The sequence below is a fragment of the Helicobacter equorum genome (assembly GCF_900198655.1).
GTDB classification, from domain to species: Bacteria; Campylobacterota; Campylobacteria; order Campylobacterales; family Helicobacteraceae; genus Helicobacter_F; species Helicobacter_F equorum.
The window spans coordinates 26,115-40,528 of the sequence record NZ_FZPO01000006.1 but is presented as its reverse complement, the minus strand read 5'-3'; the positions used below and the strand labels follow the sequence as shown (position 1 = coordinate 40,528).

The 14,414-nt window shown below is 37.6% G+C and carries 14 protein-coding genes and 1 other RNA gene; 6 read left to right on the top strand and 9 right to left on the bottom strand.

The features are described from left to right. Both C6H22_RS01150 and rnpB read right to left on the bottom strand, forming a co-directional pair. The coding region (locus C6H22_RS01150) for a cache domain-containing protein (protein ID WP_199769782.1) at nt 1-1,256 on the bottom strand (1,256 nt) is incomplete at its 3' end. Nucleotides 1,257-1,398: 142 nt separating this feature from the next. Then, an RNA gene (gene rnpB, locus C6H22_RS01145) (RNase P RNA component class A) lies at nt 1,399-1,735 on the bottom strand. 84 nt (nt 1,736-1,819) lie between these two features. On the opposite strand from rnpB, the gene C6H22_RS01140 reads away from it, so the two are divergent. Beyond that, nucleotides 1,820-3,115 (top strand): adenosylmethionine--8-amino-7-oxononanoate transaminase, encoded by a 1,296-nt coding sequence (locus C6H22_RS01140; RefSeq protein ID WP_104693515.1) that lies wholly within the window; start codon nt 1,820-1,822, stop codon nt 3,113-3,115. Nucleotides 3,116-3,117: 2 nt separating this feature from the next. Here C6H22_RS01140 and C6H22_RS01135 read toward each other — a convergent pair whose 3' ends face one another. Beyond that, nucleotides 3,118-3,837, bottom strand: a complete 720-nt coding sequence (locus C6H22_RS01135) for a carbonic anhydrase (RefSeq protein WP_104693514.1) — start codon at nt 3,835-3,837, stop codon at nt 3,118-3,120. Between the two features lie 85 nt (nt 3,838-3,922). Next, nucleotides 3,923-5,320: a M23 family metallopeptidase gene (locus C6H22_RS01130; RefSeq protein ID WP_104693513.1), complete on the bottom strand. Its 1,398-nt coding sequence runs from the start codon at nt 5,318-5,320 to the stop codon at nt 3,923-3,925. A 169-nt stretch (nt 5,321-5,489) separates the two neighbouring features. On the opposite strand from C6H22_RS01130, the gene C6H22_RS01125 reads away from it, so the two are divergent. From C6H22_RS01125 to flhB, 4 genes are read left to right on the top strand one after another with little or no spacing between them, the layout of a single operon-like run. Beyond that, the gene (locus C6H22_RS01125) at nt 5,490-6,671 is read left to right on the top strand and encodes a peptidoglycan DD-metalloendopeptidase family protein (protein WP_104693512.1); all 1,182 of its coding nucleotides are present in this window, start codon (nt 5,490-5,492) and stop codon (nt 6,669-6,671) included. Between the two features lies 1 nt (nt 6,672). Then, nucleotides 6,673-7,254 (top strand): NUDIX hydrolase, encoded by a 582-nt coding sequence (locus tag C6H22_RS01120; RefSeq protein WP_104693511.1) that lies wholly within the window; start codon nt 6,673-6,675, stop codon nt 7,252-7,254. Continuing rightward, nucleotides 7,251-7,973 (top strand): plasminogen-binding N-terminal domain-containing protein, encoded by a 723-nt coding sequence (locus C6H22_RS01115; RefSeq protein ID WP_158654579.1) that lies wholly within the window; start codon nt 7,251-7,253, stop codon nt 7,971-7,973. The genes C6H22_RS01120 and C6H22_RS01115 overlap by 4 nt, the downstream gene beginning before the upstream one ends. A 15-nt stretch (nt 7,974-7,988) precedes the next feature. Then, nucleotides 7,989-9,134, top strand: coding sequence for a flagellar biosynthesis protein FlhB (gene flhB / locus C6H22_RS01110; RefSeq protein ID WP_104693509.1), 1,146 nt, complete (start codon nt 7,989-7,991; stop codon nt 9,132-9,134). Nucleotides 9,135-9,156: 22 nt separating this feature from the next. Here the strand turns inward: flhB and flgK are convergent, their stop codons facing one another. The 5 genes from flgK to thrC form a co-directional block, all read right to left on the bottom strand. Then, the gene (gene flgK / locus C6H22_RS01105) at nt 9,157-10,977 is read right to left on the bottom strand and encodes a flagellar hook-associated protein FlgK (protein WP_104693508.1); all 1,821 of its coding nucleotides are present in this window, start codon (nt 10,975-10,977) and stop codon (nt 9,157-9,159) included. A 12-nt stretch (nt 10,978-10,989) separates the two neighbouring features. Beyond that, nucleotides 10,990-11,424, bottom strand: coding sequence for a hypothetical protein (locus tag C6H22_RS01100; RefSeq protein WP_104693507.1), 435 nt, complete (start codon nt 11,422-11,424; stop codon nt 10,990-10,992). Between the two features lie 39 nt (nt 11,425-11,463). Beyond that, nucleotides 11,464-11,697, bottom strand: a complete 234-nt coding sequence (locus C6H22_RS01095) for a flagellar biosynthesis anti-sigma factor FlgM (RefSeq protein ID WP_104693506.1) — start codon at nt 11,695-11,697, stop codon at nt 11,464-11,466. 68 nt (nt 11,698-11,765) lie between these two features. Continuing rightward, entirely contained in the window at nt 11,766-11,951 is a 186-nt protein-coding gene (locus tag C6H22_RS01090; protein ID WP_104693505.1) for a hypothetical protein, read from the bottom strand. 12 nt (nt 11,952-11,963) lie between these two features. Next, nucleotides 11,964-13,454: a threonine synthase gene (gene thrC, locus C6H22_RS01085; RefSeq protein WP_104693504.1), complete on the bottom strand. Its 1,491-nt coding sequence runs from the start codon at nt 13,452-13,454 to the stop codon at nt 11,964-11,966. A 98-nt stretch (nt 13,455-13,552) separates the two neighbouring features. On the opposite strand from thrC, the gene C6H22_RS01080 reads away from it, so the two are divergent. Next, nucleotides 13,553-14,392 (top strand): cysteine ABC transporter substrate-binding protein, encoded by an 840-nt coding sequence (locus tag C6H22_RS01080; RefSeq protein ID WP_104693503.1) that lies wholly within the window; start codon nt 13,553-13,555, stop codon nt 14,390-14,392. Nucleotides 14,393-14,414: the final 22 nt, after the last annotated feature.

Below are 14,414 nucleotides of genomic sequence, written 5' to 3'. Positions count from 1 at the left end.
ACAAGAGCGGAGTCTTGTTGGAGACCTGATTGCGCTCTTTGGATATTTTCATTGATAGCCTTACCCATAACACCAAGCTCATCGTTGGCATGAATAACAATGGGTTTTACTTCTACCTTTTCATGATTGAGTAGTCTAAAGAAGCTAACGAGTGTATCCGAAATGATAGGTAATCTTACACCAACAATTTTTCTTACAAAATACCATACTGCCACCATTACAATAATTAAAAAACCTATTGACAAAAGTGCAATATACATCTGAAGCTGATATAATGGTTTTAGCACTTCACCTTTAGGTGCAGTTACCAACACAGACCAATAACTTGGATCATTCATATTGATAGTTTTAAAAGACTCGACACTTGCATAGCTTGGTTCCCCACCTGTAGTTACATAATTATCAAACACGCCACTTTGGTGTGCAGATACAGCATCAAGCACCTCTTTGGCTTCTGGATGTGAATTGGCTTCTCGCATATTAGATAAGATTAATTTAGGATTCTCATGTATAGCAATCACTCCAGAATCTTTAAGCAAGATTCTTAAATCTCCTTTGTAAAGAGAGAGTGCAGGATCGGTAAGTCTATGGGATACTTCTAAAAGATTAAAGGTATAGCCAACAACTCCCATAAGATTTTTCTCTTTATCAAAAATTGGATACGCAATGTTTAAGCCCAAAAACTCACCATATCCAAAATTTACCTTTGCAGGTTCACCCACATAGGCTTGTTGTTTGCCATTTTTGGATTCTTTTAGCACGCGCTGAATCACAGGACTCTCAATAAGAATATCATGTGCTTGCTCTATAATAGTAGTGTTTCTCTCTTCATTTGGACTATGATAGAGCATTACAAATTTTCCACTTTCTGTAAAATGACGCTTATCAAGATTTGCATCATCTGGACGCTGCAATAACCACAAAAAGCTATAGCTTGCGCGACTATTATCAAGCATATTTTCCACAATATTTCCAAGATCGCTAATCTTAACACCTTTTGGATTTTGCTGATAAATCTTATTGAATGACGAGCCAACTCCACGAGTTAAGACGATTGTTTCATCAAAAAAGCCTTTCATCATTGTGGCATAATTTTTGGAAGCCTGTGTGATTGTATTTTTAGTATTTGTCAAGATATTCTCTTGGACTTCATTAAATACAGCAAGTGCTAAAATAATGATACCAAGAAGCATTATACCTGCTACAGAAGACAAAAGCTTTATAGCAATACTCAAAGATCCAAACCATTTTTTCATATAAACCCCTCTCCTATAAAACAAAAGTTACGAACAGACACTTTAGACAAGTAAAATCTCTGTCACTATTTTAAGTTTGGAATTGTAGCAAAATACAAAAAAAAAAAAAATGATTTTAGAAAAAAATGAGAAAAATAGTCAAAAAATAGGTATAGCATAAGCCGAGTTCTGTCTTGGGTGGCTATTTATCTAGGTATAACATCACTGCTATACTCGTGCGAAGAGCTAAAAAAACCTAAGACTTCTAACCTGCTCTTCTTGCTACGGATTGGGTTTACACGGCACAATGTATCGCTACAATGTCGGTGGGCTCTTACCCCACCTTTTCACCCTTACCCACATAAAACATTATGAGGGCGGTTGTTTTCTGTTGCACTTTCCCTTGATTTACATCAGCCATTCGTTAAATGGAATCCTGTCTTAGTGTAGCTCGGACTTTCCTCTTTTTAGAATCTAAAAGCAACCACCTGCTATACCTAAGCCACGATTATAACTTTACTAAGTAAAACAAAAGCTTAGGGGTCTTACAATAACTGCCCAAATTTCCACAAAAGGCGCTATTTATGCAATACACAGAGATTCTAAAAGCCAAAGATCTTGCCCATATTTGGCACCCATGCACACAAATGCACGATCATGAATCTACCTATCCACTAATACCTGTCAAAAATGCTAAAGGCGTGTATGTTTATGATTTTGATGATAAGGCATATATTGATTGTGTGTCAAGCTGGTGGGTTAATATCTTTGGGCATTGCAATCCCTATATCAACCAAAAACTTATCGAACAAATCCACAAATTAGAGCATATTATTCTAGCGGGATTTTCACACGAACCTATCATCACACTTTCATCTCGCTTATGTGAGATTCTCCCTGCACCACTCAATAAATGTTTTTTTGCTGATAATGGTTCAAGCGCGATAGAAGTTGCACTCAAAATGGCATACCACGCCAAAGCTATAGAATCTAACACTACCTTTTATGATACTTTTCTTTCACTCCAAAACGCATATCATGGAGAGACAATCGGTGCGCTTAGTGTAGGTGATGTGGGCTTGTATAAGCAAGTGTATGATCCAATCTTGCTCCAAACACTCACAAGCACCGCACCCACACTCTATAACACAGAGCAAGCCCTAAAAGACTTAGAATCTATGCTAGATTCACACCCAAATATCGTGGCATTTATCCTCGAACCACTTGTGCAGTGCGCAGGAAATATGGCAATGCACACTTCAGAGTTTGTCGCCAAAGCAACAAAAATGTGCCAAGATCGCGGAATCTTTGTGATTTTTGATGAAATTGCAGTGGGATTTGGGCGTAGTGGCAGTATGTTTGCCTTTGAGCAATGTGGAGTAATCCCGGACTTTTTATGCCTTAGTAAAGGGCTAAGTGGTGGGTATTTGCCACTATCAGTGGTGGTAACAAGTGATACAATCTATGAATATTTTTATGCACCTTATGAAAAACATAAGGCATTTTTGCATTCACATTCTTATACCGGAAACCCTCTAGCGTGTGTATGCGCAAATGCAGTGCTTGATATTTTTGACAAAGAGAATGTTATAGAATCCAACAAACTTTTAAGCGCGTATATTTGGGAACAAGCACAATCTTTTAGGGAATTTAGCTTTGTGCAAAATATGCGTCAAAGGGGTATGATACTCGCGTTTGATCTCGTAGGATTTGAAGGACAAAGAAAAGGTATAGAAATATATAACAAGGCATTACACAAAGGTTTGCTTTTGCGTCCTTTGGGAAATACAATCTATTTTATGCCACCTTATATCATCACAAAACAAGAGGTGGCATATGTCTTTGGCAATCTCAAAGAGATTCTAGCCTCACTTAGATAAAGTTATTGTGCACTCTGAATCTCTCTGCCATTTAGTGGCTGAATATTGCGTGCATTAGTATGCATAATAGTATGTAGTGAATCTATTTGTGATTTAGAAGCACTAATGATTTGTCCCAAAACAACCCATTGCACATTTTGGCTACAAGGTGGTGTTGTCAAGCTACCGCTAAAGGCATAATAAGAACGCTTATTAGGAAGAATATTAGCTGGATTTAAGCCCTCAAAAGCTCCCACTACGCCAACTTGTTTAGGAGCAGCTTCTACAATTTTTTGTAACTCTGCATTTGCCTTACCTTCCTTAAATAGGACACCAATAACAAGTAATTTTCCATCTGTACTGCTATGCACAAGATGCATTTCTAAAGGATAACTTTTACCATCAATAGTGTGTTCAGAAGGGGTATGGAAATGTAGTTGCACAAGTGCATATTCTTGACCACCATATGTTATGGTATTGTTTTTTGCAAAATTAACTTGCACAGAATGCCCATTGTTAATAATGTTTTGAGAATCTGCCTTATACTCTATAGCAAGTGCATTAGCAACAGAAGCTGTATCCTTACTTATGATATTGATGGGAGATTGCTCCACACCATTACATTCTGGATAGTCTTGCCCCCAAGTGCTTGGTCCATTTTCCTCTTCATATCCCCAATGCGCTGCACATACACTACCTAAACTTAATAAGCCTACCAATACAATACTATGAAAAAACCTCATAATAACTCCTCGTATAAAATCTTGAAATAAAACATAATTCTACACTCTAAAAGATAAATGCACACTTGTTTTGTGTTGGTAACAATTATTTTGATTGGGTTTGCTCTAGCAATTGTCTATGCGCCTCCTCAAAGACTGCATTAATAGATTCTTCTATCCATTTAGGATTTTCCCATTCAAAGACATTGACAGCATGACCTTGCACGAGCATTTCTAAATGCAAATGATCGCCAAATGCCCAACCACTAGATCCTGTATAACCGATAGTATCGCCAATCTGCACCCTGTCGCCTACCTTTAGTGTAGAATCTGACATATGCGCATACAAACTAGCAAGACCAAATCCGTGATAGATAATAGCACTATTGCCGTGAATCCCCAAATATTGTCGTAAAACTACCACACCACTATTACTCGCGATGATGGGTGCATTACGCACACTCGCATAATCTACACCCATATGATACACTACACCCACAAGCTCTTTGTTAAAATAATAGCTACGCTCATCGCCAAAATACCCTACAATCATAGCTTTTTGCAATCCTAAAAAAGGCATAACACCACCAGTAATGTAACTCACATCAGAGATCGTGGTGCTTGTGGCTTCCAAAATTTGTTGCGTATCCCTTAATCGCACTTCTTCATTAATAAATGCAAACCGCTCCTTGTCATCTGCAAAACTTTCATACTCTGTAGAACCAATTTCTTCAAAGAGTGTGCGTAGTTTGGATTCTAAAAATTCTGGTTTTAGGCGCAAATTAGATTTACGAATAGGTGCGCTAAGATTTTTTTGGAAATTTAGGGGAATTTTCGTGGTATTGGTTGCCTTATCATATGCCTTGATACTCCCCTCAAAAAGTTTATTTTCTAAGGGCCATGCGATGACTGCACCATACACTGCCTCATCAGGTAGTAGCGTAATGTCATTAAAAGTATGTTTAAAAGCACGAAATTCATTCTTGCCATTACTAAGTACCACAGAATCTAGAGCAAAATCTTTAACCTTAAAGAGAACAAGGGCACTACCAGATCGCGATATTTTTGGGGATCGTGCAAGAATTTGTATTTGTGGGACACTCACATCAACAATTAGAGGCAAATTGATACAAGTTTGGTTACCAGAAAAAAAGTTCGTATTACTCCAATCACGCACACAAATCTTATACTGCAATGTCGTGCCATCTTTGAGCTCTGTAAGAGGTTTTGGGAGTGAAAGCTGAAAATTTTTGGGTTTATTTAGCACAATTTCTTCATCACTAAATAACACTTGAGAATCTAGGCTCACTTCTACGCTGTAATTGCGTATGCCACTCTCATCACTAAATGATAAGACTAAATCATCTTGCAAATTCCAATGAGTGGGTAATGTGGATTGTGATTGAAGAAGAGGCTTTTGTCTATCAAAAACAAAAACATTAAAGACTACATACACGACTATAGCTACACACAACGCTATAAAACTAATGATAATATTTTTCACTGCGACCTCTTGATACCCAAAATACTAAACACACAAAATCGTGGTTTTTTTACAAAAATTAAATACAAGAGAGTTTTTATCATTTTTATGTTAGCATTCCAAATTTTTATCTTGGATTGATATGGGTCATTGTTTAAAAACGTCTAAAATCAGATCTAAAAGGTGGCTAATGAAATCGTATATACTTATGTTTTGTATCTCCTTGCAGTGCATCTTTGGTGCGGTAGTAAATAATCAAGCTTGGGAAAGTGGCAACACGCTTTTTGGCTTTTTCCAAAAATACAATATTCCTGTAAGCGTGTATTATGACTTACCACCAGAAGATAGAGAACTCACTAGCGAAATTTATGCAGGAGTGCGATATTACACCGCCCTTGATGATGATAATAACCTCTTACAAGCCCTCATTCCTATCGGTGATGGTATGCAGATTCACATTTTTCGCTACAAAAATGGCTACAAAATGGACTTCACACCCGTTACATATTTTGAAAACGAACAACGCCTTGTAATCTCTGTCCAACGCTCCATCTATCAGGATCTCATGGAAATTACTGATGATCAAGGGCTTGTTAATGAATTGCTTAATGCCTACAAAAATAGTATAAACTTTAATCGCACGGTGCTAAAAGGGGATAAAGTCGCTCTTATTTATAATCGCAAATATCGTTTAGGCAAACCTCTAGGCAATGCCCAAATTAAAGCGGCTATGGTAGAAACAAACAAAAAACCAAACTATCTTTTTGCATACAATGGACGCTATTACGACATCAAAGGTAAAGAAATCGAGGGATTCTTGCTCTCTTTACCAATTTCAGGTGCGCGTATTAGCTCAAAATTCTCGCTAGGTCGTAAACACCCAATTCTTGGATTTGTGCGACCACATTATGGCGTAGATTATGCAGCTCCTAAGGGGACAATTGTGAGTGCGGCAGGAAGCGGAACAATTGTCTTTGTAGGGCAAAAAGGTGGTTATGGAAATGTAATAGAGGTGCGCCATGAAAATGGTATAAAAACCGTATATGCGCATCTAAACTCATTTGCTCCTGGCATGAAAACAGGTAAATATGTCAAAAAGGGGCAATATATAGCAAAAGTCGGTAGCACGGGTCTTAGCACAGGTCCGCATTTGCATTTTGGCGTGTATAAAAATAATCAACCAGTCAATCCTCTTGGCAACATAAAAGCGGCGACAAAAGAACTCAGTAAAGAACACAAAGAACAATTTGCAAACCTTAGTGATGATCTAAAGGGGCAAATAGGAACAATCCTAGCCCAAGTCCAAGAAGAACAAAAAGAATCTATTATTGTGAGCCTACCAATAGATGGATTCACAAAAGGCATACAATAAAATGAAAACCGATATACGCGATATTCAAATCACCCAATGCGTAGATTCTCCCTATATCAAACCCCAAAGAATGCTTTATACAGAAAATGGCTATAAAAAAGCATGGGATTTTATCCAAAGCCTTGATAGTGTGGCGATTATCCTCCATAGGATCGATGAAGATGCACTAGTGGTCGTGAGACAATTTCGCCCTCCAGTATTTTTGAAAAATAATGATGGCTACACCTATGAACTCTGTGCAGGACTCCTAGACAAAGAAGGTAAAAGTATTCGACAGATTGCAGCAGAAGAGGTATTAGAAGAATGCGGATATGCGCTAGATTCACAAGATCTACAAGAGGTGGCAGTATTTCATACATCTGTGGGAACAAGTGGCGCAAAACAATATCTCTTTTATGCACAAGTTACACAAGAACACAAGCACGCAGAGGGTGGTGGTGTCGATGGAGAAGTGATAGAGAGTATGCTTTTACCACGAGCAGATCTAGAAACATTTTTATACGATGATAACATCACAAAAACTCCCGGACTTGGATTTGGAATTTTGTGGTTTTTGCACCACACCAAAGGAATATGTGTATGAAATGGATTATATGCATAGCACTTATGCTAAATTGCACGTTTGGCATCGATACAAAAGTTATAAAAACGAATATAGATTCTGTGCAAAAAGATATCGTAGTTTTTGATGCATATGATTTACAAGTGGGTGAAAGTGGCGTGATACTTACCAAAAACAAATCACACTCTATCATCATTGCTAAGGCAACTATAGAATCCATCCAAGAAAGAAGAGCTAGTGCAAGAGTAGAGCCTTTTGATACCATAAACCAGCGCTATCTCCCAACTCCCATTAATCAACCTCAAGTAGGTGATGAAGTCTTATTTAGGAGCTTTTATAATCGCGCATTCGTCATTGCACCAAATCAAGAGAGCTATCAATTTGTGATTCGCAATAACCCAAATATTACATTTATGCATATTGATTTATTTGCTACATATCTTCAGCAAGAAAGTCTCAATGATCCAAAACCAAAACACTTTAAAGATTTTTGCCCAAAATACAGCATAGGCTTGGTTTTTATCGTAGATTCTCAACATACCAATATTTTTGATTGTCAGTCTTTTACTCTACTTGAAACACTACCGCCGCCGCCTAACGAAATATTGCACACTACGACAATCACACCATTTTTTTCACGCATAAGTAATCCGGACAAACCACTTGGAAGTAAATTTAAATCCTATGATTCAAAAAACTACTTTTTGTATTATGATGCATTGACACAAGCAAAGGAGTGAGCTTAAGGAAGCCCTATGCCTGCAGATGATGAAGAAAAGACCTTAGCCCCCTCCCAACACAAACTCCAACAAGCACGAGAAGAGGGAAATGTCAGCAAGAGCATAGAGCTTGTGGGTTTTTTTGTGATGCTAAGTGGATTGGCATTGGTTTTTTTTATGATTCCATATTGGGTAGATGGGTCCAAGGGGATTTTTACCTACATAACAAGTTTTTTTACACTCCAAGAATTTAGTGCACAAGAACTTTTGTGGCTCACGCTTGGCATAGGAATTGAAATGCTAAAAATGGTGTTACCAGTATTTTTGGGGCTGATGATTATTGGTGTCGTAGCAAATGTGGGGCAATTTGGTTTTTTGCTTTCAACTAAAGTGTTGCAGCCAAAACTCTCTAAAATTAATCCTATTTTGGGGATTAAAAATGTCTTTTCACTCAAAAAACTCCTTGATGGTTTTATGATTACCTTTAAAGTCTTTATAGCATTTGTTGTGGGCTTTGTGGTATTTGTAGGATTTTTTGGAGAACTTCCTACCATATCACGCCTAAGGCTTTATGATCAGATTTTGTGGTTTAGAGAAAAAGTGCTCATCTTAATTGGTATCTTATTGATACTATTTTTTATTATGGCAGTGGCAGATTATCTTATTAAACGCTATCAATATATGAAAAGTTTGCGTATGAGCGTCAAAGAACTCAAAGATGAAACAAAACGCTATGAAGGGAATCCAGAGATAAAAGCGCGTATCCGCCAAACACAGCAAAAAATGGCACGAAGTCGTATGATGCAAGAAATACCAAGTGCTTCTGTCGTGATAACTAACCCCACACACTATGCCGTAGCAATCCGCTATCAAGATGAGGATGTAGATTTGGGTATGGCGCCTAGAGTTGTAGCAAAAGGTGTCGATGAATTGGCAATACGCATTAAGGCGGTAGCACGAGAATATGAAATACGCATCATTGAAAACCCGCCACTAGCAAGAAGTTTGTATGCGATGACAGAAGTTGGGGGCTTTATTCCACACGATTTATTTAGGGCTGTGTCAGAAGTGCTTCAGCAAGTAGCGTGGCTTGATCACTTGCAAGGCAAGGATACATTGCTTAATACAACTATCAAAGCGCGTCAAAAAGCACAAGAAACATATCAAAAAAATATGCAATAACTAATACAAAAAAACAAAAGGCTTATTGTTTAATGCCAAGTAGTGTTTCAATCATTCTATCAATGGTAGTGATAACTTTGGCGTTTGCTGCATAACCACTTTGAAATTTGATGAGATTCACCATTTCTTCATCTACGCTTACTTGCGAAATTGCTAAATGCTCTTTTTTGACAGCAGAAAGCACAGAATCTTTAGTCTCTTTGGTGCGTTGGGTTTGTTCGGTTTGTGTCGCAACACGCCCTGTGAGAAATTGAAAAAACTCTGGAATCCGCATTTTCTTTTGAGTAAATTTATTAATATCAAAATCCACTTCATCATATTGGAGTTGTTGCATCATGTTAGCAACATCAAAATTCCCATTAACTGGTGCAAGCCATGGACGTATAAGTGTTGAGTCTTTGACATATTCTTGATTTAACTCTATATCCTTAGCGCTATTGCCATCAAAAAATCGATTAAGCCCAAATGCTCCGGTAAAATTACTACCATTATCCTTGATAGAGACATACAAACCCTTTGCAGGATCTTTGGCTTGTATCACAAACTCTTTGGCTACATCATCATAATAAGCGCGAAAATAGTCATCAACATCATTTAATGGGTTATTATCTTTATTATCATCAGTGTTAGCATTAATCGCCCTTACAATATCATAAATTGTCGTGATTCTATCGATACTAATCGTCTTTCGCACCATTTCTTCGCCTGTGGTGTTATACACAATAACATCAAAACTACCTTCTTTGATATTGTAATTAGAATCTAAAAGTGCATATTTACCCCAAATATTAAGTTTATCGCTTTTAACAAAGTTGGTTGCACTCTGGGCATATATCGCATTTGTTGCCTCAATAAAGCCCTTGGCAAAAACATCAAGGAGATTGATATAGTCTTGAATCTTACCCACAGGTGTACCATCTACACCGCTACTATATAATGCTATAAGTGATCCTGCCTTACCTTGTGTAAGTTTTTCGGTAATTTCTACACGCTTAAAATCATCACCTTGAAAATACACACGGCAAAGATGATTGGCATTATCTTCTTTTTCTAACACTATGGGGTGATACATCGCACCATCAACGATATTAAATCCACGACCAATATTTAGCACATATTCATCATCAAAATCCGCACGCATAGGATGCACGGAATAATCACTCTTTAGATGATTTTTAAACACATTTGCACCAATAAGCGTCTGAAGATTAAATTCTAGCTCATCACGCCTATCACGCAATTCATTGGCTTGTTTAAGCTCTAAACCATCTTCCATTTCTTTAAGTTTTTTATTAATTTCTGCAATTTCTTTAGCCGCAAGATTCACTTCCTTTACCACTACTTCTAGCTCATCACTTGCCTTGCGTTGCAAAATCTCAAGACGCCTTCTTGTTTCTTGGATATTATTGGTAAGCGTCTTAGTATCTTTGGCAAGGTTTTGTTTTTGTGCTGGATCACTAGAGTTTTTGGCAAGATCTTTCCATGCATCAAAATAGCGCTCTAAGTCATTATAAATCCCCACGCCATCAACTTCAGGAAAAAAGGCACTAGCCTCGCGTAAATAGGTAAAATGCGTATCATAAAATTGCGATTCTTCATTAGCGCGCCTATATCGTGAAAACACAAACTCATCATGCGCTCTCGCGATTGTCTCGACACTAACACCACGCCCCAAATTATAATCTTGAAAATAAATAGGCTTCTCGGGACGCACCACAACTTTTTGACGGCTATAAAACTCATCACTAGCATTAGAAATGTTGTTGCCTGTCACATCAACCATAACTTGATGTGCTTGCAAGCCAGTATAAGAAGTGTTAAGAGAAGAGAGAATGCCACCCATTACACAATCTCTTTATACTTGAATCTGCACAAGATGGCTTTTTGTTTTACTAGAATTACTATAACCACCATCTTCACAAGGGACAAGCCTACGCAATAGCGAATCATAAAACTCACTCACTGCAAATACGCTCTTTGCATAAGCATTATTGAGATCTTTAAGTGATTGGAGTGATTGGCGTAAATCTCCCAATCCTTTATCAATCTCTGGTTCAAGTTGCAAAATTTCTGCAAGAGGTTTATTATCGTAGGATTGTATGAGTTTTTGCATCTCTTGTTCCATAAGAGATTTTTTTTGTTCGAAAGATTTGATGAGGGAATTTTTTTGTATATTACGAGAGAATATCGCCTCATTATTGGCGACTTGAATATCTACTATATCTTGATTGGTAAGATCTATAAGGCTATTAACATCTGCAATAGCACCATCCAAATACTGCTGCAACATTCTTCACTCCCTAAAATACCGCCACAAAGGGCGAATGTTTTAGAGATTAAGCAAATCTGATGCCATTTTCCTAGAAGTTTTATCAATATCGATAACGTATGTGCCTTTGATAATTCTTTCTTTAATATCACTTACTTTATCAAATGCTACTTCTTTTACCATTCCTTTATTCTCTTCATTTCCTTGTGCTTGGATACCGCCATCACGCCCTTGATTACGATTCACACCTAAGGCATTGGTGGCTACAATAGAAGAATTTACACCACTAACCATAATTTTTACACCTCTAGTTTTTTATCTATTGTACCACAAAATCGACTAAAACTTTGATGTCTTAAATCTCAATTTGCGTATTTATTAAGTTCTTTTTGAAAATCCTCAATAGTCGTTACTGGGCTATTTTGCGCACCTTCAAAAAGTGGCATCTTAGAATCTCTGTAAGCAAAAATTCCCAAGAGCACCATCACATACAAAAACAAGAAAAAAGCAATACTAGGAATAAGCCAATTTTTGGTTGTAATATCCATATTTACTACCTCCTATTGTAACCACTGCATCATAGCATGCTTAACTTTATCAACACTCACGACTTCATTATGCACCACAGACTTATCAAAAAGCTTTGCGATATGTGGCGTAAGCTTTTGAGTGCTGTCTAAGGACAATACAAACTCTATTGCCTCTTTATCATTAAAATTCTTAGTCGCACCTAATGCCCTTGCCACAGTTGGTGCAAATTTACTCCATTGTGCTGTCGAACAAAGCACAAATTTTGCGCCATTACCCTCTTTTGCTGCAAATTCCTTATACGCCTTTATCCCACATGCTGTGTGAGGATCCAAAAGATACCCATTTGCAAAAGATTCTGCGATCAAGTCCTTGCATTGTGTGTCATTACAAAAGCTTGCTACAAAATACCCTTGCAATGCCTCTAATTCCTTAGAATCTAGCCTATACACTCCAATATTTTGAAGGGATTGCATACATTCTTTTGTGCGCTGCGCACCAAAAAGCTCAAACAACACTCGTTCCACATTGGAGCTTTTGATAATATCCATAGCGGGTGAAGAAGTCTTTAAAAGCTCTCTATTGCGTATATCATAAACTCCTGTAGTGATAAAATCATACAGAATATTATTGGCATTTGAAGCACTAATAAGCTTACCCAATGGCACACCCATTTTTTTGGCATAAAACGCACCCAAAATATTACCAAAATTCCCACTAGGTACGATAATATTAAGAGGTTGCATACACTTAAGCACACCATCTTTACAAAGTCGGCAATACGCCCAAATATGATAGATAATCTGAAAAACCACACGCCCAATATTCACAGAATTTGCCACCGAAAGTGCAATGCCCTTGTTATGCAAAAAATCTATAAATTCTGCATCTTGTAATAAAGATTTTAGCGTATGCTGTGCATCATCAAAATTACCTTCGATGCCAAGCACTTTGAGATTTACAGAATCTGTAGTTACCATCTGCAAGCGTTGGACATCTGAAGTGCCATCTTTAGGATACAGACATACCACATTGATACTACAATCCTCTCCAAGATGTTCTTTGGCAAAACTCTCCAAAGTCGCAGGTCCTGTATCCCCACTTGTAGCTACCAAAATCAAATATTGCTTACCTTTTCCAAAAGTCTGAATCATACGTCCAAATGGCTGAAGCGCCATATCTTTAAACGCCCTTGTAGGTCCGTGATAAAGTTCTAACACAAAAAGATTCTCATCATATTGCGCAAGATTCACAGGTGTATGTGGATCATCAAAATTCGCATAAGCTTGCAGTGCAAAATCCAAAAGCTCATTCTCAATTCCCAGATCCAAAAGCTCAAATACGCGTTTGCAAAGCTCTGCATAAGAGAGATTCTGAAATTCTTGCAACATATGTGGTGTAAAATGTGGGAGGCGTGAGAGAGTATACAATCCTCCAAAACTCGCACTTGGACTAAGCATAGCATCCGCAAAGCTCACATTATCTTTATCGCCCTTGCCCCTAGTTTGTGTCATCTGTGTCATACATTTCCTTCAATAGCCACCAAACCAAATATTTTGGTATAATCTATGTCCTCTAAGTTATATAACTTAAAGGACATTGTAACATAAAAGGAGATGAGATGAATACAAAAATGTGGCGTGTGATACTCACAAATTTTAGCATTATGCTAGCTCTGTTTTTAGGTGCTTGTTCAAATTCGAATAACGAAGAATCTAGCACACAAAATGCACTTGAAACAATCAAAAATCGTGGAGCATTGATCGTGGGTGTTTTTGGTGATAAACCACCATTTGGCTATATCAATACGCAAGGAGAGAATGCAGGTTTTGACATTGTCATAGCTAAAAGAATTGCCAAAGACTTACTAGGTGACGAAAACAAAATACAATTTATAAATGTTGAAGCGGCTAATCGTGTGGAATTTTTGCGATCTAATAAAGTGGATATTATTATGGCAAACTTCACAAAAACGCCACAAAGAGAAGAAGTTGTAGATTTTGCTAAACCTTATATGAAAGTTGCTTTAGGTGTGGTGAGCAAAGATGGTGCAATCACAGATATAGCCCAACTCCAAGATAAGACACTTCTTGTCAATAAAGGGACAACAGCGGATTTTTATTTCACAAAAAACTACCCAAATATCAAACTTTTAAAATTTGAGCAAAACACCGAAACATTTGCTGCCCTCAAAGATGGCAGAGGTGATGCACTCGCACATGATAATACGCTACTTTTTGCATGGGCAAAAGAGAATCCAGAATTTAGCGTTGGTATCAAAGAATTAGGAGATTCTGATGTTATTGCTCCAGCAGTCAAAAAAGGAAATACAGAACTTTTAAAATGGCTTAACCAAGAGATCCAAACACTTACCGAAGAAAAATTCCTCTTTGAAGCGTATGAGCAAACATTAGCCCCTATATATGGCACAGACATTCAGCCATCTGATGTCGTATTTTAAGCCAAGCGTGGGTTTCCCCCAC

What these genes read in the sequence shown, in the direction of transcription:
- C6H22_RS01140 (WP_104693515.1), top strand. Translation starts at nt 1,820, where the DNA reads ATGCAATACACAGAGATTCTAAAAGCCAAAGATCTTGCCCATATTTGG.
- C6H22_RS01135 (WP_104693514.1), bottom strand. Translation starts at nt 3,837, where the DNA reads ATGAGGTTTTTTCATAGTATTGTATTGGTAGGCTTATTAAGTTTAGGT.
- C6H22_RS01125 (WP_104693512.1), top strand. Translation starts at nt 5,490, where the DNA reads ATGAAATCGTATATACTTATGTTTTGTATCTCCTTGCAGTGCATCTTT.
- C6H22_RS01120 (WP_104693511.1), top strand. Translation starts at nt 6,673, where the DNA reads ATGAAAACCGATATACGCGATATTCAAATCACCCAATGCGTAGATTCT.
- C6H22_RS01115 (WP_158654579.1), top strand. Translation starts at nt 7,251, where the DNA reads ATGAAATGGATTATATGCATAGCACTTATGCTAAATTGCACGTTTGGC.
- flhB (WP_104693509.1), top strand. Translation starts at nt 7,989, where the DNA reads ATGCCTGCAGATGATGAAGAAAAGACCTTAGCCCCCTCCCAACACAAA.
- flgK (WP_104693508.1), bottom strand. Translation starts at nt 10,977, where the DNA reads ATGGGTGGCATTCTCTCTTCTCTTAACACTTCTTATACTGGCTTGCAA.
- C6H22_RS01100 (WP_104693507.1), bottom strand. Translation starts at nt 11,424, where the DNA reads ATGTTGCAGCAGTATTTGGATGGTGCTATTGCAGATGTTAATAGCCTT.
- C6H22_RS01095 (WP_104693506.1), bottom strand. Translation starts at nt 11,697, where the DNA reads ATGGTTAGTGGTGTAAATTCTTCTATTGTAGCCACCAATGCCTTAGGT.
- C6H22_RS01090 (WP_104693505.1), bottom strand. Translation starts at nt 11,951, where the DNA reads ATGGATATTACAACCAAAAATTGGCTTATTCCTAGTATTGCTTTTTTC.
- thrC (WP_104693504.1), bottom strand. Translation starts at nt 13,454, where the DNA reads ATGACACAGATGACACAAACTAGGGGCAAGGGCGATAAAGATAATGTG.
- C6H22_RS01080 (WP_104693503.1), top strand. Translation starts at nt 13,553, where the DNA reads ATGAATACAAAAATGTGGCGTGTGATACTCACAAATTTTAGCATTATG.